This window comes from Nakamurella sp., from assembly GCF_048594475.1.
Lineage (GTDB): Bacteria > Actinomycetota > Actinomycetes > Mycobacteriales > Nakamurellaceae > Nakamurella.
Genome location: NZ_JBMDXT010000407.1, coordinates 13,646 through 31,394 on the forward strand (window position 1 = coordinate 13,646; position 17,749 = coordinate 31,394).

The window sequence follows — 17,749 nt, forward strand, 5'->3', positions numbered from 1 at the left end:
CCGGGCGGGACCGCGGCCGACCCTACGCCGTCCGCGCGGGCCCCACCAACGACCGCACCGGACGGGGGTCCCGGCCGGACGGGTCCGCGGCCGGGACCCCCGGTCACCGGCGCGACCCTCGCGCACCGGGCGGGACGGGAGCCGTCACCACCCCGGCGTGCACCGCCTGACCGACCGGGCTGGCGAGCAGCAGATCGGACCAGTCGACGACCACCTCGAAGCCGGGAGCCGTTGCCCCGCCCGTCGTGTCGAAGTCGAGCGGGACGAGGCCGGCCGCCTCGGCGGCATCGATCGCCGTCGCGTTGACCACGCCGACCCCCAGCCCCCGCCGGACCATCGCGGCGACCGCCTGCGGCCCCTGGACGGTCAGCCGGTCGCGGTCGGCCAGGCCGGGCCAGTCGTCGAGCACGCGACCGGCCGCCGCGCACAGCACGAGCCGTTCCCCGGCCAACCCGTCCGGGGTCCGTCGGTCGGCCCGGGCCAGGGGATGCTCCGGCGGCACGAGCATCCGCAGCGGCTCCCACCACAGCCCCTGGCGTCGGGTCCGGGGGCCGGGCTCGCGGTCGGCCGGGGCGACAACCAGGACGGCGCCGCCGGCCGCGTCCCCCTCCTCGGTCCCACCGTCCCCCTCGGTCAGGGTGACCCGGGCGGCCGGGAACGTCGCCAGCACGTCGGCCAGCACCGGGGGGAACAGCGTGCCGGCCAGCCACGACGTGGTGTGCACGACGACGTGCTGATCGGACAGCGCACTCATCGCGGTGACCGCCGCCCGCGCCGTCCGGACCCCGGCCAGGATCTCCCGGGCGTGCACCGCGAACACCCGCCCGGCGTCGGTGACCATCGCCGGCCGGCGGCCGCGCTCGATCAGCCGGATGCCCAGCTCGCGCTCGAGGGCGGCGATGTGCGCGCTGACCCGGGACTGGGACCGGTGGACCTGGGCGGACGCCGCGGTGAAGCCGCCGCGGTCGACGACCGCGAGGAACGTCTCCAGCCAGTCCAGTTCCACCGGACCATATTGGGGAACCGGCAACCCCGACCGCACCGATGACCGACCCCAGGTCTGACCCCAGGGCGCCACGCCGGCGAGGGTGGGGCATTGTTCGATCCGTGTCCCGGATGCTTTCCTCGGGATCACGCGCTGGCCGCCGCCCACCGGTTGTGCTTGCCTAGGTGCCGGCGTGATCATCCGGACGGGTACCCGCCCCCCGGATGCGTCGACGACGACGACAAGGAGATGCCATTGGCCGGCAATTCCACCGAGGCCGGTCGCTCCGTCACCAGCAAGATCACCTCGATCCTGCTGACCTTCACCGAAGGGTCGGAGCATTCCCTGACCGAGATCGCCCGCCTGGCCGGGCTGCCCATCTCGACGGCCCACCGGCTCACCTCGGAGCTCGCCTCCTGGCGGCTGCTGGAACGCACGAGCGAGGGCCACTATCGCGCCGGGCTGCCCCTGCGGATGATCCGTGGCGCGGAGACCGGGCCGCCGAGCATCGCCGAGCGGGCGCCCTGCGTGCTCGAGGATCTCGCCGCCGCCACCCGGTGCCGGGCCCGGCTGGGCGTGCTCACCGAGATCGACGTGTCCTACATCGAGAAGGTGCCCGGTCCGCGACCGGCCACGACGTTCAGTGCCGCGGCCACCATGCCCGCCCACCCGACCGCGATGGGCCGTGCCCTGCTCGCCTTCTCCCCGCCGCGCCTGGTCGAGCTGACGATCATGCGCGGCCTGCGCGCCTACACCGCGCACACCGTCACCTCGCCGGAGCGGCTGCGCCGCGCGCTGGGGGTGACCCGGCTGACCCGGGTGGCGGTCACCCGGTGGGAGCTCGAGGCCGACCTGTGCTGGATCGGGATGCCGGTCTTCGGCCCGGGTGGTCAGGTGGTGGCCGCCATCGAGATCGCGGTCCGGGATCTGCACCAGCAGATGCAGGCGGTCGTCGGGACGCTCGCCATCGCCTCCCGGAGCCTGACCCGGGAGCTGGCCGGGGATGCGCCCGGCCGGCCGGCGGCCGACCCCGTCCTGCCGCTGCCCCGGCCGGCCGACGACTGCCGGATGGCGCCCCTGTAGGCGACCCGCCCGCCGGAGCCGGCGGGCGGGCACGCCCGGACCGGGGGCGTATCAGCCCAGCACGTAGGTGCCCGGCCCGTCGCCGAGCACCGGGTGCGTCGCGCTGCCGGTCGGCGGGGGGGCCACCAACGGCCCGGACGTCTCGGCGGACCACCTGGCCCAGTCGTCCCACCAGGTGCCCTGCTTGCGGGTGGCCCCGGCCCGCCACTGCGCCGCGTCGGCCGGCAGCTTCTCGTCACCCTCGGCGACCTGGTACCAGACCTTGGGGCCGGGCGGGCTGACGATGCCGGCGATGTGCCCCCCGCTGCCGAGCACGAACCGCACCGGGCCGCTGACCAGGTTCACCGTCTTGTACGCCGATTCCCACAGCACGATGTGATCGTTGATCGCGCTGACCACGTAGGTCGGCGACTTGATGACGCTCAGGTCGATGCGGGCCCCGCCGATCTCGAGATCGCCGGTGGCCAGCTTGTTCTGCACGTAGAAGTTCTTCAGGTAGAAGGCGTGCATGGTCGCCGGCATGCGGGTGCTGTCGGCGTTCCAGGCCAGGATGTCGAACGCGGGCGGCGGCTGGCCCATCAGCCAGTTGGACACGACGTAGTTGAAGATGAGGTCGTTGGCCCGCAGGATGTCGAAGGTCCCGGCCATCGTCTCGCCCTCGAGCGTGCCCTCCTTCTTCATCTTCTTCTCCAGCCGTTCCACCGACTTCATGTCGGTGAACGCGCCGAGCTGCCCGGGCTGGGCGTAGTCGAGCATCGTGTTCAGCAGCGTCAGGGTGCCGACCCGGTTGTCGCCCTGCTGGGTGAGGTAGGCCGCGGTGATCGCGGTCATCGCCCCGCCCAGGCACAGCCCGACGATGTCGATGGTCTCCGCGCCGGTGATCTCCTGGATCACGTCGAGCGCGGTCTGCGGCCCGTGCACCAGGTAGTCGTCCATCGTGGTGCCCGACATGTCCGCCGACGGGTTCCGGTAACTGATGGAGAAGACCGTCCGGCCCTGCTTGACCGCCCACTCGATGAAGCTGCGGTTCGGCGCCAGATCCATGATGTAGTACTTGTTGATCCACGGCGGGCTGCACAGCAGCGGGGTGGCGTGGACCTGCTCGGTCTGCGGCTCGTACTGCAGCAGCTCCATCAACTCGTTGCGGTACACCACCTTGGCGGGCGTGCAGGCCAGGTTCGTGCCGACCTCGAAGCCGCTGCGGTCGACCTGACGCGGCTTGCCGCCGTTGCTGACGACGTCGCCGACGAAGTTCCGCGCGCCCTTGATCAGGCTGGCCCCGGCCGTGTCGAACGCCTTCTGCAGCGCCGCCGGGTTGGTCGGCAGGAAGTTGGTCGGGGCCAGCGCGTCGACGATCAGGTCGAGCATCATCATCGCCTTGCGGCTCTCGTCCGGGCTCATCGGCGCCGCCCCGACCACGTCGCGGGCCGCCTTGGCCGCGGCCAGGTAGGCCATCCGGATCGAGTAGTAGGCGGGGTTCTCCTGCCAGGCCGGCGCGGCGAACCGGCGGTCCTTGGGATCGGCCTCCACCGGCGGCGGCACGTCCCGGCCGAGCCATCTGGCCCCCGCCACCGCCGGGATCCGCAGCAGGTCGCCGGCCAGGTGCAGGGCCGACTTCACCGGGGCCACCGGATGGACGATCGAGGTGCGCAGGGCCTTGGCCAGCGACTCACCGAACCCGGCGATGTCGACATCCTCGAAGATGTCGGTCTCCGGCGCGAGCACGCCGACCGCCCGCTCGGCGACGTCGCGCAGCGCTTCAGGAAGTTCCGGTGCCATATCCCCATCCTTGCGTCTCGACGGCCCCCGGTACAGCGCTCCCGCGGCCTCCCGCTGGTCGGAACACCCCTCGCCGGGCATGCCGGATCGCGCACGGTACCGGTATCTGTGGGGTCTGAATCGACCCCAGGAGGCGATGATGTCACTGCTCGCCAGCTCGGCGCCCGGCGTAGAGCCGTCGGCGGACGTGGCTCCCGCCACACGCCGCCCGCCCTTGCGGACGGCGATCGCCACCGTCTGCATCTCCGGCACGCTGGAGGACAAGCTGGCGGCCGCGGCCGCGGCCGGGTTCGACGGCGTGGAGATCTTCGAGCCGGACCTGGTCGTCTCCTCGTCGTCGGCCGCCGACGTGCGGCGACGGTGCGCCGACCTGGGCCTGTCGATCGATCTGTACCAGCCGTTCCGGGACCTGGACTCGACCGATCCCGACCAGTTCGCGCTCAACCTGCGCCGGGCGGACCGCAAGTTCGACGTGATGGAGGCGCTGGGCACCGACCTGATCCTGGTCTGTTCGGCCGTCTCGCCCACCGCCGTCGACGACAACGCGGTGATCGCCGACCAGCTGCACCAGCTGGCCGACCGGGCCCAGGCCCGCGGCCTGCGCATCTCCTACGAGGCGCTGGCCTGGGGCACCCACGTCAACACCTACGACCGGTCGTGGGACATCGTGCGGGCGGCCGACCACCCGGCGCTGGGCGTGTGCCTGGACAGCTTCCACATCCTGTCCCGCGGGTCGGATCCGGCCGGGATCGAGTCGATCCCCGGCGAGAAGATCTTCTTCCTGCAGTTGGCCGATGCGCCGTTCATGAACATGGACGTGCTGCAGTGGAGCCGGCACTACCGCCTCTTCCCCGAGCAGGGCACGTTCGACCTGCCCGCGTTCCTCGGGCATGTGCTGACCGCCGGCTACGCCGGACCGCTGTCGCTGGAGGTCTTCAACGACGTGTTCCGGCAGTCCGACCCGGGCCGCGCGGCCGTCGACGCGCACCGGTCGCTGCTCGCGCTCTACGAATCGACGGTGGGCAGCGTGCCGCTGGATCGGGCCGGTGCGATCGCCGCTTCGGGGCCGGGTGCGGGGTCGGCTCCCGGATCGGTGCCGGGGCCTGACGCGGGGCCGCCGGCCGGTTCTGCCCGCCAGGTGCCGGCCGCGCCCGAGCTGGGCGGGTTCGCGTTCGCCGAGCTGGCCGTCGACGAGGACAGCGGACCAGCGGTGGCCGCGACGCTGCGCGCCCTGGGCTTCGCGCACACCGGGCAGCACCGCTCGAAGCCGGTGCAGCTGTGGACGCAGGGTCAGGCCCGGGTGCTGCTCAACGCCGCCCGCGGCCTGGACGAGCACCCGACCGGCGCCGCGGTGGCGGCGATCGGCTTCGAGACGCCGGATCCCGCCGCGGCAGCCGTCCGCGCGCAGGCGATGCTGGCGCCGCTGCTGCCCCGCCGGGTGGGCGCGGGCGAGGCCGACCTGTCCGCCGTCGCCGCGCCGGACGAGACGTCGGTGTTCTTCTGCCGGACCGGCGCGCAGGACGCGGCCGGCTGGATCGGCGACTTCGAGCCGGTCGCCGGAGCGTCCGGGCCGTCCGGCCCGGACGAGGTGTCGGGACCGGCCGGGGCGGGCCTCGGGCGCATCGACCACGTGGCCCTGACCCAGCCGTACGACCGGTTCGACGAGGCGGCGCTGTTCTTCCGGACGGTGCTCGGGCTGCCGATCCGGCACAGCTCGGAGATCGCGGCGCCGTTCGGCCTGGTGCGCAACCGCACCGCGGCCAACGCCGACGGGTCGGTGCGGATCGGGATGACGGTGTCGGTGCTGCGGCGGGGCGGGCAGTGGCGGCCCGGCGTGACCGACCCCCAGCATGTGGCCTTCGCCACCGACGACATCGTGGCGGTGGCCCGCGCGGCGGCCGCCGCGGGCGCGCCCGTCCTGCCCGTGCCGGCCAACTACTACGACGACCTGGACGCCCGGCTGGCCCTGCCGGCGGACCGCCTCGCGGTGCTGCGGGAGCTGAACCTGTTGTACGACCGCAACTCCGACGGCGAGTTCTGGCACTTCTACACCGCCGTGCTCGGCGGGCGGGTCTTCTTCGAGGTCGTCCAACGGGTGGGTGACTACCAGGGCTACGGCGAGGTGAACTCCCCGGTGCGGATGGCGGCCCACCGCCGGCAACGGGCTGCCGTGTCCGGTTCGTCGTAACCTGGAGACCGTCATCGACGGTCGACACAGCTCCTCAAAGATGCGTGGCCGCTCACCAGGTGCCGCGCCGTCGGGTCCGCCCCGCACGCCCTGGAGGAGTCATGTCCCGGACCGAGGCCACCGGTATCCGAACGGTGCTGAGCGAACGGCTGCTGCAGTTCGCCGCCGACCGCGCCCTGCAGACCCGCGAGTTCGAGCGGCGGGTGGCCGCCCTGCCGGCGGACTCCCCCGCCCGGGCGTCCATGGGAGCCACGCTGAGCGCGGCCAAAGCCTGGGAGGCCGGCCTGCTGTGGGTCGCCTGGCGCCTGCAGCCGCGCTCCCGGATCGGCGCCTGACCCGCCGCCGCTCGCCCTCCCGCGCGGATCATCAACGCCGGCGCGGATCATCGTGCACCGATGGTGACGGGTGGGGACCGAGTCGACGAGATCATCCGCGCGGTTGTCCACACCCGGCCGCGAGGTCAGTGAAACGACTTCCGGCCCGCGGAAGGCGCTGCCGAGCGCAGGACCGCCGACGGAAACTGGACGCATGACCTCCCTGCCCGCGTCGCCCACTGCCGTGCTCGGCGCCCCCGGCTCCGCTCCGCCGCTGGTCATCAGCTCGTACACGCTGGGTACCGAGGTGCCGTTCGGTGAGCGGGTCGCCGCCGCGGCCCGGGCCGGCTTCGAGGGCATCGGTCTACGGGCCGAGAACTACTGGGACGCACAGGATGCCGGCCTGGACGCCACGGCCATGCGGGAGATCGCCGCCGGCGCGGGCGTGCCCGTCCTGGAGGTGGAGTACCTCACCGGCTGGGGAACGCCGGCCGACCGGACGGCCGAGCAGCAGCGCAAGGAGCGCACCGTCGTCGAGATGGCGCACGCGTTCGGCGTGCGGCACCTCAACGCCGGCCTGCTGGAGCACCTGCCGGTCGAACGGATCACCGAGGCGTTCGCCCAGCTGTGCGACCGGGTGGGACCCGAGCTGACCGTCGCCCTGGAGTTCATGCCGTACAGCGGGGTGCCCGATCTGGCGACCGCCGGCCGGGTCGTCCAGGACGCCGGACGCCCGAACGGCGCCCTGATCGTCGACGTCTGGCACTGGGCCCGCGCGGGGATGACGGCCGCGGACCTGGCGTCCGTGCCGGCCTCGTCCATCGTCGCCGTCCAGCTGTGTGACGTGCTGGCCGAGCCGATGACGCCGCTGCGCCGCGAGTCGCTGGGTCACCGGTTGCCGCCGGGCCAGGGCCACGGCGACGCCGCCGGCATGGTCCGCGCCCTGCACGATCACGGGGTGCGCCCGGCGGTCGTCACCGCTGAGGTCATCTCCGACGCGCTCGTCGCCGGCGGCGTCGAACAGGCGGCCCGGACGGTGCATCGGGCCACCGTCGACGTGCTGCGGGCGGCCGCCGCGTAGTCGGCCCCGGCCCGCCGCCGGCGCCGGCCCAGGGGGATCCGGGTCCGGTCAGCGGGCGGCGTCCTGCACGCCGGCTCCGCCCCAGGGCGGATCCAGCCGCCAGCCGGTGGGAACCGGGCCGGGCGCTCGCATCCGGGTGGCCTCCCGCACCCGGTGCAGGAGCCGGCCCGGCCGAGCGACGGCGTCCGTCCAGGTGTACCGGACCAGCCCGTAGCCCAGCCCACGAATGAGCCGCTCGCGTTCCTTCTCGTCGCGGACGATCGCGTCGGCGTCGGGCCGATCGCGATACTTCACCGCGCCGTCGCCCTCGAGCACGACCGCCTCGTCGGGCAGCAGGTGATCGACCCGGAACCAGCGGGAGCCGGCTCCGATCCAGACGTTGCTCAGCGGCGGGCGCGCTCCGGCAGCGAGAAACGCATAGCGGCAGAGGGACTCGAGCGGGCTCTCGGCGCGCCGGTCCGCGTGCTCGGCGACCCAGGCCACCATCGCGATACCGGGATACGCGAGCATGTTCGCGGCGATGGTGGTGATGGCCCGACGGTCGACCCCCGAGTGCAGCACGGCGTCGGCGACGACGAGCCCGTCCCTGGCCCCGAGGTGCCGAGCGATGTCGACCGCGCAGAACGCCGGACTCACGACCGGCACCCGGTGGCGCTCGGTCCGGCAGACCGGCGGGAGGTAGCCGTGCCGGACCCGGCCGTAGGGGGTGCGGTCGTGACCGATGTGGGCGTTGCCGGGCCGGATCGCCACCGGCAGGCCCGACGGGTCGTCGACCAGCGGAAGCCCGAGCAGCAGGGCGGCCGCCGGTCCGGTCAGGTGGGCGTCGCCGCCGAGGCCGAGCCCAAAGGCGAGCGCGCGCAGCCGGAACCGGTCCCGCTCGCCGCCGGCCGCCCAGTCGCTCGCGCGCGCGAAGGCGGCCTTGCCGAGCCTGATCAGGTCGGCCCGGTCCACCGCTCGCACCAGCACACCTGCGGGCAGGCCGGCCGCGCGGGCGTCGCGGACGTGGACGACCGGACCCCAGCGGGCGAACAGGTGGTCCAGCAGGCGGCGGTCGCTCAGCACACTCATGACGCCGAGGATGGCCGCCCCGCGGCCCGTCCGACAGACCCATCGCGCGAATGTGGACAACCCGGTCCGTCCGGATCGGGTTGTCCACAGCGCACGGATTCCCGGCGCGGACGAAGTCGTTGACTGCTGCCCCACCCGTCCCATTTCGGGACAGTTGATCCGCGCCGGCGCTGTTGATCCGCGCGGGTCGGGGCGGGTCGGGGAGGGGGCCGGGTCAGCGGGCGACGTCGACGGGGCGGCTGGTGCGGGCGGCCTCGACGACGGCGTCCACGACCTTGAGCGTGGTCAGGCCGTCCCGGCCGCTGCAGATGGGCTGCTGCTCGCCCCGGATGACCGCGGCGAAGTGGGCGATCTGGTTGGCCAGTGGATCGCTGCGGTCGAGGTCCACGACGGACGAGGTCAGCGGTGCCCACCAGGAGCGTTCGCCCTCGTACACCCGCAGCCGCATGGTCGGCACGGACAGCGAGCCGCGGGTGCCGGTGATGTGGTAGCAGTCCTCGTCGGCAAAGCCGTCGTAACTCGTGTTCTCCCCCGACGTCTGCTCCCACGAGCGCGGCGAGGCCGCGGTGTCGGACAGCAGGAACGTGCCGAGCGCGCCGCCCGCGAAGGTGAAGATCATCGCCGCGGTGTCCTCGACGGCGAACCCCCGGGTGGCGTTCGACGTGACCGCCTGCACCCGGACGATGTCCCCGACCAGTGAGAGCAGGTTGTTGACCTCGTGGATCAGGTTCAGCAGGATCGGACCCCCGCCCGGCTGGGTACGCCAGCCGCCGCCGACCGTGAAGTAGTCGTCGGGCTTGTGGAACAGGGCTGTCCCGTTGACGGCGACCAGGTCGCCCAGGGCGCCGCTGCGGATGGTCTCCCGGGCCCGCGCCATGATCGGGCTGTAGTTGCGGTGGTGACCGGTCAGCACCGGCACGCCCGCCGCCTCGCCCGCCTCGACCAGCCGGGTCGCGGACTCGACGGTGTCGCCGATGGGCTTCTCCACGATCACCGGCACCCCGGCGGCGACGCACTCCAGGCCGCCGTCGACGTGCAGCTGGTTGGGCGTGGCCAGGATGACGCCGTCCGGCCGGCCGGCGGCGAAGAGCTCGGCCAGGGTGGCGTACCGGGGCACCGAGTACCTGGCCGCCACCTCGTCCGCGGCGTCGAACGGGTCGACGACCGCGGCCAGCTCGGCGTCGGCGCAGGCGTCGATCTCCTCGACGTGCCGGCGGCCGATCAGACCGGCGCCGACCACCGCGATCCGGACGGTCATGCCCGCTCGGCCCGGCGGCGCCGGTCCCGGAGCCCGCTCACGTGCGCACCCCGGGCTTGAGGTTCTTGGACACCTCGGCCTCGTGCAGCTCGTACAGGCCGCGGATGGCCAGCGAGTACCCCGGCACGCCGAACCCGACGATGATCCCGCGCGCGATCGGCGAGACGACCGAGTGGTGCCGGAACTCCTCCCGGGCATGCACGTTGGAGATGTGCAGCTCGATCACCGGGACCATCGCGGCCTCGATCGCGTCCCGGATCGCGTACGAGTAATGGGTGTGCGCGCCCGGGTTGTAGACCATGCCGATCGACTCGCCGGACTTGAACGCCGGTCCGGTCTCGTGGATCCAGTCGATCAGCTGGCCCTCGTAGTTGGACTGCAGGAACCGAAGCTCCAGGCCGAGTTTGTCGGCGTCGGCGCGGCACAGCTGCTCGACGTCGGCCAGGGTGGTGCGGCCGTAGACCTCGGGCTTGCGGGTGCCGAGGGTGTTGAGGTTGGGGCCGTTCATCACGGTGATTGAGGGCTTGATCGACATGGGTTGATTCTCTCCGAGACTTCTCGTGGGGCCGGGAACGCGGCGACGGCCGGCCGACGGGGGGTCGGCCGGCCGTCGCGTGACGTGCAGGGTGGCAGGTCGGGATCAGACGGGCTGATCGACCCCGGTGCGGCGGATGCGCTCGTACTCCTCCTTGGGCACCGGCACGGCGTCGTTGCGACCCAGGTCGTTCATGTGGACCCGGAAGGTCTCCCGGGCGCTGAACGCGGCGATCGCGGCGATGATGGCCAGGCCGAAGGTGATGCTGCCGACGGTCCAGACGACGTCCATCTCGATCGAGTTCGCCAGCGCCCGGCAGGTCTCACCCGAGGGCAGCACGGCGTCCGGCACGAACTTCTTGTCGACCACGCACGGATCGGTCGGGGTCGGGCCGACGATCGCGGCGTAGATGGCCGGCAGGAAGGCGGTGATCAGGGTGCCCAGGTTCTGCGAGACCGCGAAGCCGGTGACCCGGGTCTTGGTCGGGAACAGCTCCTGGAAGAAGGACGGGAACACCGCGTTGTAGCCCTGGTACACCACGCCCCACATCAGCATGGCGAACAGGAACGACATCGCCAGATTGCCCTGGCTGACGAAGTACAGGTACGGGTAGGCCAGGATGCCGGAGGCCAGGCACCCGAAGATGATGACCGGCCGGCGGCCGATCTTGTCCGACAGGTTGCCGACGAACGGGATGAGCGCGACGGCGATGATGTTGCCGGACACCGAGATCCACAGGTAGTTGGTGGAGGTCAGGCCGACGCCGTAGGCGGCGTTGGTGGCGAAGGTGGCACCGAAGACGGTGACCGCGGTCGGGATGGCATTCATCAGGGCCATGCAGGCGACCCGGACCATGTCGATGCCGTTCTCCTTGACGGCCTGGACGATCGGCGCCTGGGGCACCTCGCCGTGCTCCGCCTCCTCCTCGAAGGCGGGCGTCTCGTTGACGTTCCGGCGGATCATGTAGCCGGCCAGCACCACGAAGGCCGACAAGAAGAACGGGATCCGCCAGCCCCAGCTCTGGAAGGCCTCGGTCGGCATGATGGCGGACAGCGGCAGGAAGATCGCCGCGGCGAACACCTGGCCGGCCTGAACACCCTGCAGGGTGTAGCTGGCGTAGTAGCCACGGCGGCCGAACGGCGAGTGCTCGACGATCATCGCGCTGGCGCCGGAGATCTCACCGCCGACCGCGAAGCCCTGGATCAGGCGCAGGATCACCAGCAGGATCGGGGCCCAGATGCCGACGGCGTCGTAGCTGGGCAGCAGGCCGACGCAGAACGTCGAGAAGCCGATCAGCAGCATGCAGAGCACGAGCACGTTCTTGCGGCCGTGCTTGTCACCCCAGTGGCCCAGCACGAACGCGCCGATGGGCCGGGCGACGTAGCCGACGCCGAAGGTCGCGAAGGAGGCGACGATGGCGGTCTGCGCGTTGCCGCTGGGGAAGAACAGGGTCGGGAAGATCAGCGCGGCGGCCTGGGCGTAGATGAAGAAGTCGTAGTACTCCAGGGCGCTGCCGATCCATCCGCTCGCGGCGGCCTTCTTCGGCGTCTTTTCGTGAGCCGTCGGTTCATGCGAGCCCGGTGGCTCCTTGATGACGTCTGCCATGTGGTTCTCCTCGTCACGGGTCGCCGGGCGCGACTTGCGGCGGCTGTGATGTAGTGCACCGTCCCGCCAAGACCCGGTCAACGACTGTTGCCGTCCTTTCCGCTGGACGGCAGTGTTCCGCCGGACCGGTCACGGAATGGCCGTCGGCGCGATGACGAAACGAAAACGATTGACGGACAGAATCACTCGGTCAGCCGCCGGACCTGCGTCGACGGCCGGCCGACGCGGGCGGGCCGGACGCGTCGACCGCCCGCCCGGCCGCCCCGGGCCATCGGGCCGCCCGGGCCCGATCGCCCCGCACCGCACCCGGCAGGGGGCCGCGATCCGCACCCCGGCCGGAGTGCGGATCACCCCCCAACCGCCGCGAGGGTGGGTCCGCCGGAAGCCGGCGGACCCACCCTCGAGGTGGTCGGGACGAAGCGGGATCAGGGCACGAAGCGATCGCGCATGACGACATTGACGACGACGGCGAGCCCGCCGATGACGATGAGTATCCAGGCCAGGAACTCGTAGTCCGGCCCTCCCCGGAACAGCAGCACCAGCCCGCCGAACAGCACGAACGCCGAGAATCCGATCGCCAGGATCCACCGCCAGCGGTCCGCCATGGTGCTCATCATGCCGGGATCAGCGAGACTTCGCGCAACTCCTCGGGCGTGGTGCTGCCGAAGCCGAAGAACTCCAGGTAGGCCGGGATCTGCTCGTAGAGCATGTCCGACCCGACCTGGATAGGGCAGCCCTTGTCCAGGGCGGCCTGCAGGAACGGGGTGATCGTCTGCTTCATCACGACCTCGCCGACGAACGTGCCGGGGGCGATGCGGTCGATGTCCATCGGCAGCGGGTCGCCGTCGTTCATGCCGAGCGGCGTCGCGTTGACCACCAGGTCGTAGCCGTCGGGATCCTTGGACCCGACGGTGGTCTTCGTCTCCGGGTAGTGCTCGTTGAGCCGGGCGGCCAGGCCCTCCGACGCGGCGAGGTTCGGATCGAACAACCCGATCTCGGCCAGCCCGCCGGCGACCAGCGACGCGGCGATCGGCGATCCGACGCCGCCGTTGCCGACCACCAGCGCCCGCTTGCCCTTGACGTCGAAGCCCTTCCGGGCCACCCCCCGGGCGAAGCCGGCGCCGTCGAACTGGTCGCCCAGCAGGGATCCGTCCTCCCGGAGCAGCACCGCGTTCGACGCGCCGGCGACCTTGGCGATCGGAGTGAGCTCGTCGACCAGCTCGGTGGTGGTCACCTTGTGCGGCATGGTGACCAGCGCGCCCCGGATGTTGGTCATCTTGAACAGCAACGGGAAGAACTCCCGGTACTCCTCGGGCTTGACCCCCATCGGGACGACGACCGCGTCGATGTCGTGCTTGTCGAACCAGGGGTTGTAGATCAGGGGTGCCTTGAAGGCGAACGTCGGGTAGCCCAGGTGGGCGATCAGTGTGGTCTTGCCGCTGATCATGGACATCTCCTTTGATTCCGAGCGGGACGCCGCGCGCGGGCCGCGGGCCGGCAGCCGGGCAGCGGGGCCGTTCTCGCAGGTTGTCACCTCCGGGACCGTCGTCGCGGTGGCCCGTCGGCGACTTCCGACCAGTGAGAGCGGGTGGAGCCGCCGGCCCGCGCCCGCGAGGGTGGTCGGGCGGGGACCGTCATCGGACCGCGCCGCCGTTCCCGACCGTTGCCGTCACCGATGCGAGGAGTCGCCCTGTGGCCGTCCCCGAACCCGCCGAGCCGGGCGGTCCGCCGACCGTCGACGTGCACGCGCACGCGATGCCGATGCCCCTGCTGCGCAGCCTGGCCGACCGCGGCCTGGCCGACGTGTCGGCGGTCGACGCCGGCATCGTCCGGCTGGATCCGGTCGTCAGCGGGGTCGGGCCCGGAGCGCCCCTGCCGCTGGCCCGCTCGCAGCACGACGTCGGCACCCGGCTGGTCGAGATGGACGAGGCGGGCGTCGACGTGCACGCCGTGTCGCTGCCGCCGTTCCTGTTCGCCACCAACGCCACCGACCCGGCGTTCGCCACCCAGGTGGTCGCGCAGGGCAACGACGATCTCGCGGCCTACGTGGGCGCGGCGCCGGACCGGCTGGTCGGCCTCGGTTACGTCCCGCTCGGCCACCCCGGGGTGGCCGACGAGGCCGTCCGCGTCCTGGACGAGCTGGGCCTGGCCGGCATCGCGATCGGCAGCCAGGGCGGGGGCAAGGACCTCGACGACCCGGTGAACGAGGACCTGTGGGCGCTGCTGGCGGAGCGGAACACCTTCGTGTTCATGCACCCGTCCGGGATGCCGGCCGGGCCGCGCCTGCGGGACTACTGGATGCCGCAGCTGGTCGGATACCCGATGGAGACCGCCATCGCGGTCGCCCGGCTGGTGTTCAGCGGGGTCCTGGAGCGGCATCCGATCACGTTGTGCCTGGCCCACGGCGGCGGGTGCCTGCCGTCGCTGCACGGCCGCATGGACATGGGCTGGGCCCGCAAGGACGTCGCGCACACCAACGACGAGCCGCCGAGCCACTACACGCGGCGGCTCTACTACGACACGGCGGTGTTCGACACCACGACGCTGCGCCGCATCGTCGAGGACGTCGGGGTCGAGCACGTGCTCATGGGCACCGACCACCCGTTCGAGCTCGGCGATCCGGACCCCCGGCGGACGGTGGCCGACCTCGGTCTGGACGCGGCGGCCACCGCCGCGATCCTGGGCGGGACGGCGGCCGGCCTGCTCGGGCTCACCGGCCGCGGCTGATCCGCCGCGCGCCGCGCCGCCGCACGGCGGGCGGGTCCGGCGGGTCCGGTCCGGGTCCAAGGTCCCGCCCGGTGTCCACTCGACGGAAGATCGGCCGGGGGCGCCCCGCGCCGCCCCGGCACCTCCTAGCGTTGTCCCGGGGGCCGGCACGGACTAGCGGACCGACCACCGGGCACCGGCTCTCCGGACCCGGGCCGAGCTGGACCCGGACCCCACCCGACCCGACCCGACCCGATCGAAAGCAACCGAAAGGACGAAGCGAATGCGAGGTGACCGAGCCGGATGAGCCTGTACATGGTTCAGCGCTGCTTGTTCGACCATCTGCGGCGGCTGGAGGCGGCCGGCGACGGCCCCAAGCCCGACCTGGTGGTCGAGGGCTACGACCTGACCCCCGAGGAGGAGAAGGCCCTCCTGGCGCCCGATATCGGCGCCATCTACGCCATGGGCGTGCACCCGGTGATCCTCAACGGGTTCTGCCGCGCCCTTGGCTACAAGCGAGCCGACTACCGACCCCTGCTGGAGCAGTCCGGCGCCGTTCCGGAGAGGAAGAAGACCAGATGGCAGAAATAGTCATGGCCTACTCGGCCTCGCACGCGCCGATGATGACCGCGGACCCGGGGTCCGCGCCGCGCGAGCAGGCCGACAGCTTTTTCGGGGCCCTGGAGAAGGTGCGCGACAAGTGCCGCGAGCTGGACGTCCAGGCGATCGTGATGATGACCGGTGAGCACTTCACCAACTTCTTCCTCGACGGCCTGCCGCAGATCGCGATCGGGCTGGACGACGAGCACCTCGGGCCGCCGGAGGTCTGGCTGCAGGTGCCGAAGAAGATGGTCCCCTCGGACGCCGGCCTGGCCGCGCACATCACCGCCAGCCTGATCGAGCAGGACGTGCAGCCCGCGCTGTCCTACGGCATGAAGATCGACCACGGCTTCATGACCGTCTACTACTGGCTCGACAACTCCATGGAACTGCCGATGGTGCCGATCGTGCTGAACTGCACGACGCCGCCGCTGATGACGGTGCGCCAGTTCCACGAGTTCGGCAAGAAGCTGGGCAAGGCGATCCGGTCCTACGACGGGCTGGAGCGGGTGGCCCTGGTCGCCGGCGGCGGCCTGTCGCACTTCGTCGGCGAGCCCCGGATCGGGGACATCGACGAGGAGTTCGATCACTGGTTCCTGGACATGCTGGCCACGGGCGACCTGACCGACATCATCGACATCCCGAATGACGAGCTGATGGAGGCCGGCAACGGCACCGGCGAGATCCGGGCCTGGGTCGCGCTGGCCGGGGCCATGGACGACGCACCCGGCGAGGTGCTCTCGTACGTGCCGGTCTACGAGTGGATCAACGGCATGGGAGTCGTGCTCTACAAGGGTGATTCGGAAGCGGCGGCCACGGTCTGACCGCTCCCCCATCGCAGCACGACGACGTCCCCGGCACAGGTTGGTGCCGGGGACGTCGTCGTTCCGGGGCCTGAGTATGGCCGTGAACCTGGCCGTGCTCGTGGGCGGTGCGGGCGGCGGACAGCCCCGCAGGCACCGGCGAGCCGCCCCGCCGTTGACGGAACCCCCACCGCGCACCAGCGGGTCGACGAGAATGGCACCGGTTCACCCACGCCCTGCCCGCACGGATCACGACGCCGAATCACCCGCACGCCCGTGCCCCCACGGATCACGACGCCGTATCACCCGCACGCCCGTGCCCGCGCGGATCAACGACCGCCGCGCGGATCAACTGACGTCGAATGTGACGGGTGGGACGGCAGTCGATCGGTTCAGCCGCGCCGGCGTTGTTGATCCGCGCGGGGTGGGGCGGCGTAGAGCCAGCGGGCCAGCCGGCGGGCGACCCGGGGCATCACCAGCCAGGTCGCGATGGCGGTCACCGGGAAGGAGATCACCAGGATGCGCAGCGGGTACGGCCAGTCGACCAGCCACCGGCCGTAGGTGGCGGTCAGCAGCACGTTCAGCAGGTAGAAGACCGTGCCCGAGACCAGGAACATCTTCCACTTGGGCGGCGCCGGGGCGGTCCGGCCGGGCAGCGAGAACCAGGTCTCCAGTCCCGAGACCCGCTGGACGGCGGTCGATTCCACCATGTGCTCGCCCTCGGCGAGCCAGCCCGCCCGGTCCGCCGACGATTCCCAGGCGGCCAGGTTCGCGGCGCAGTCGAAGCGGTACACCACATGCCAGGGCCGGCCGGCCCCGGTCGGCCGGTCGGCCGGACCGGGACGCAGCAGGCCGGCCCCCAGGAAGCCCGGGAACCGGCTGGCCAACGCCGTCAGTTCATCGCTCCAGCGCGCGAAGTCGTCCTCCCGGCCGGCCGCCACCCCGCGGGCGACGGTCACGGTGACCGGTTCCGGGTCCGCCGCGCGGGCCGGGCGCCGGTCGCCCGCGCCCGGCCGTGCCGGCACGGTCAGCCGACCTCGGCTTCCCAGTCGCGCTGCTCGAGCGAGTCACGGATGTGCATGAGGAACAGCGACGCGGTCGACCCGTCGAAGGCCCGGTGGTCGTAGACCAGGCCGATGATGCCGGTCGGGTGGATGGCGATCGCGTCGCCCACCGCCACCGGCCGCCGCTTGACCCCGTCGGTGCACAGGATGGCCACGTTCGGCTGGTTGATGATCGGCGAGGACGCGTAGCTGGCGAAGGGTCCCGGGTTGGTGATGGTGAAGGTGGACCCCTTCATGTCCTCCGCGCCGAGCTTCTTGCCGCGCGCCGCACCGGCCAGCTCGGTGATCCGCCGGGCCACGCCGCGCATGTTGAGCGAGTCGGCGTCCTTGACGACCGGCACCACCAGGCCCTGCTGGTCCAGGTCGACCGCGATGCCCAGGTTGACGTACGGGTGCAGGGTCATCGTCTTGGCCTCGATGTCGATCGAGGAGTTGACGGTCGGGAACGCCCGCAGCGCGTCGATAGTCGCCCGGGAGACGAACGGAAGGTAGGAGAGCGAGGCACCGGTCTCCTTCTTGAACCGGTCCTTGTGCTTGACCCGCACCTTCTCCACGTTGTCGAAGTCGACCTCGACCGAGGTCCACACCGACGCCGACGCGGCGAGCGAGGCGACCATGCCCTGGGCCACCGCGAGCCGCATCCGGGACAGGGTGACGACCTCGTCCCGCGGGTCGGCCAC

Annotated in this window: 17 protein-coding genes; 7 read left to right on the forward strand and 10 right to left on the reverse strand. The window is 72.0% G+C overall.

Going from position 1 to position 17,749, the window contains the following annotated elements:
- Positions 1 to 103: 103 nt before the first annotated feature.
- A complete protein-coding gene (locus ACOJUF_RS18365; RefSeq protein ID WP_420123264.1) occupies positions 104 to 1,006 on the reverse strand; it encodes a LysR family transcriptional regulator in 903 nt (300 codons plus the stop codon).
- 234 nt (positions 1,007 to 1,240) lie between these two features.
- On the opposite strand from ACOJUF_RS18365, the gene ACOJUF_RS18370 reads away from it, so the two are divergent.
- Positions 1,241 to 2,068 (forward strand): IclR family transcriptional regulator, encoded by an 828-nt coding sequence (locus ACOJUF_RS18370; protein WP_420123265.1) that lies wholly within the window; start codon positions 1,241 to 1,243, stop codon positions 2,066 to 2,068.
- 51 nt (positions 2,069 to 2,119) lie between these two features.
- Here the strand turns inward: ACOJUF_RS18370 and ACOJUF_RS18375 are convergent, their stop codons facing one another.
- Positions 2,120 to 3,847, reverse strand: a complete 1,728-nt coding sequence (locus tag ACOJUF_RS18375; RefSeq protein WP_420123266.1) for a PHA/PHB synthase family protein — start codon at positions 3,845 to 3,847, stop codon at positions 2,120 to 2,122.
- Between the two features lie 139 nt (positions 3,848 to 3,986).
- On the opposite strand from ACOJUF_RS18375, the gene ACOJUF_RS18380 reads away from it, so the two are divergent.
- The 3 genes from ACOJUF_RS18380 (at position 3,987) to ACOJUF_RS18390 (ending at position 7,430) form a co-directional block, all read left to right on the forward strand.
- A complete protein-coding gene (locus ACOJUF_RS18380; protein ID WP_420123267.1) occupies positions 3,987 to 6,035 on the forward strand; it encodes a bifunctional sugar phosphate isomerase/epimerase/4-hydroxyphenylpyruvate dioxygenase family protein in 2,049 nt (682 codons plus the stop codon).
- A gap of 101 nt (positions 6,036 to 6,136) precedes the next feature.
- Positions 6,137 to 6,370, forward strand: coding sequence for a hypothetical protein (locus tag ACOJUF_RS18385; RefSeq protein WP_420123268.1), 234 nt, complete (start codon positions 6,137 to 6,139; stop codon positions 6,368 to 6,370).
- A 193-nt stretch (positions 6,371 to 6,563) separates the two neighbouring features.
- Positions 6,564 to 7,430 carry a sugar phosphate isomerase/epimerase family protein gene (locus tag ACOJUF_RS18390; protein WP_420123269.1) on the forward strand — a complete coding sequence of 289 codons (867 nt, stop codon included), beginning with the start codon at positions 6,564 to 6,566 and terminating at the stop codon, positions 7,428 to 7,430.
- A gap of 48 nt (positions 7,431 to 7,478) precedes the next feature.
- On the opposite strand, the gene ACOJUF_RS18395 is transcribed toward ACOJUF_RS18390, so the two are convergent.
- From ACOJUF_RS18395 to ACOJUF_RS18420, 6 genes are all read right to left on the reverse strand, one after another.
- The gene (locus ACOJUF_RS18395; RefSeq protein WP_420123270.1) at positions 7,479 to 8,498 is read right to left on the reverse strand and encodes a hypothetical protein; all 1,020 of its coding nucleotides are present in this window, start codon (positions 8,496 to 8,498) and stop codon (positions 7,479 to 7,481) included.
- Between the two features lie 214 nt (positions 8,499 to 8,712).
- Positions 8,713 to 9,756 carry a Gfo/Idh/MocA family protein gene (locus ACOJUF_RS18400; protein WP_420123271.1) on the reverse strand — a complete coding sequence of 348 codons (1,044 nt, stop codon included), beginning with the start codon at positions 9,754 to 9,756 and terminating at the stop codon, positions 8,713 to 8,715.
- A 37-nt stretch (positions 9,757 to 9,793) separates the two neighbouring features.
- A complete protein-coding gene (gene aroQ / locus ACOJUF_RS18405) occupies positions 9,794 to 10,291 on the reverse strand; it encodes a type II 3-dehydroquinate dehydratase (protein WP_420123272.1) in 498 nt (165 codons plus the stop codon).
- A 105-nt stretch (positions 10,292 to 10,396) separates the two neighbouring features.
- Entirely contained in the window at positions 10,397 to 11,896 is a 1,500-nt protein-coding gene (locus tag ACOJUF_RS18410) for an MFS transporter (RefSeq protein WP_420123273.1), read from the reverse strand.
- Between the two features lie 425 nt (positions 11,897 to 12,321).
- Entirely contained in the window at positions 12,322 to 12,510 is a 189-nt protein-coding gene (locus tag ACOJUF_RS18415; protein ID WP_420123274.1) for a hypothetical protein, read from the reverse strand.
- Positions 12,510 to 13,343, reverse strand: a complete 834-nt coding sequence (locus ACOJUF_RS18420; protein ID WP_420123275.1) for a shikimate dehydrogenase family protein — start codon at positions 13,341 to 13,343, stop codon at positions 12,510 to 12,512. The genes ACOJUF_RS18415 and ACOJUF_RS18420 overlap by 1 nt, the downstream gene beginning before the upstream one ends.
- Before the next feature lie 245 nt (positions 13,344 to 13,588).
- Here ACOJUF_RS18420 and ACOJUF_RS18425 point away from each other — a divergent pair, with 245 nt between their 5' ends.
- The 3 genes from ACOJUF_RS18425 to ACOJUF_RS18435 all read left to right on the forward strand — a co-directional run bounded on the left by ACOJUF_RS18425 (position 13,589) and on the right by ACOJUF_RS18435 (position 16,026).
- A complete protein-coding gene (locus ACOJUF_RS18425) occupies positions 13,589 to 14,623 on the forward strand; it encodes an amidohydrolase family protein (RefSeq protein ID WP_420123276.1) in 1,035 nt (344 codons plus the stop codon).
- Positions 14,624 to 14,905: 282 nt separating this feature from the next.
- The gene (locus tag ACOJUF_RS18430; RefSeq protein ID WP_395726647.1) at positions 14,906 to 15,193 is read left to right on the forward strand and encodes a hypothetical protein; all 288 of its coding nucleotides are present in this window, start codon (positions 14,906 to 14,908) and stop codon (positions 15,191 to 15,193) included.
- Positions 15,181 to 16,026 (forward strand): hypothetical protein, encoded by an 846-nt coding sequence (locus ACOJUF_RS18435; RefSeq protein ID WP_420123277.1) that lies wholly within the window; start codon positions 15,181 to 15,183, stop codon positions 16,024 to 16,026. Before ACOJUF_RS18430 ends, ACOJUF_RS18435 begins: the two co-directional genes overlap by 13 nt.
- A gap of 371 nt (positions 16,027 to 16,397) precedes the next feature.
- Here the strand turns inward: ACOJUF_RS18435 and ACOJUF_RS18440 are convergent, their stop codons facing one another.
- Together ACOJUF_RS18440 and ACOJUF_RS18445 are read right to left on the reverse strand one after the other, a co-directional pair.
- Positions 16,398 to 17,030 (reverse strand): hypothetical protein, encoded by a 633-nt coding sequence (locus ACOJUF_RS18440; RefSeq protein WP_420123278.1) that lies wholly within the window; start codon positions 17,028 to 17,030, stop codon positions 16,398 to 16,400.
- A 2-nt stretch (positions 17,031 to 17,032) separates the two neighbouring features.
- A partial coding sequence (locus tag ACOJUF_RS18445) for a 2-oxo acid dehydrogenase subunit E2 (protein WP_420123279.1) occupies positions 17,033 to 17,749 on the reverse strand: 717 nt, incomplete at its 5' end.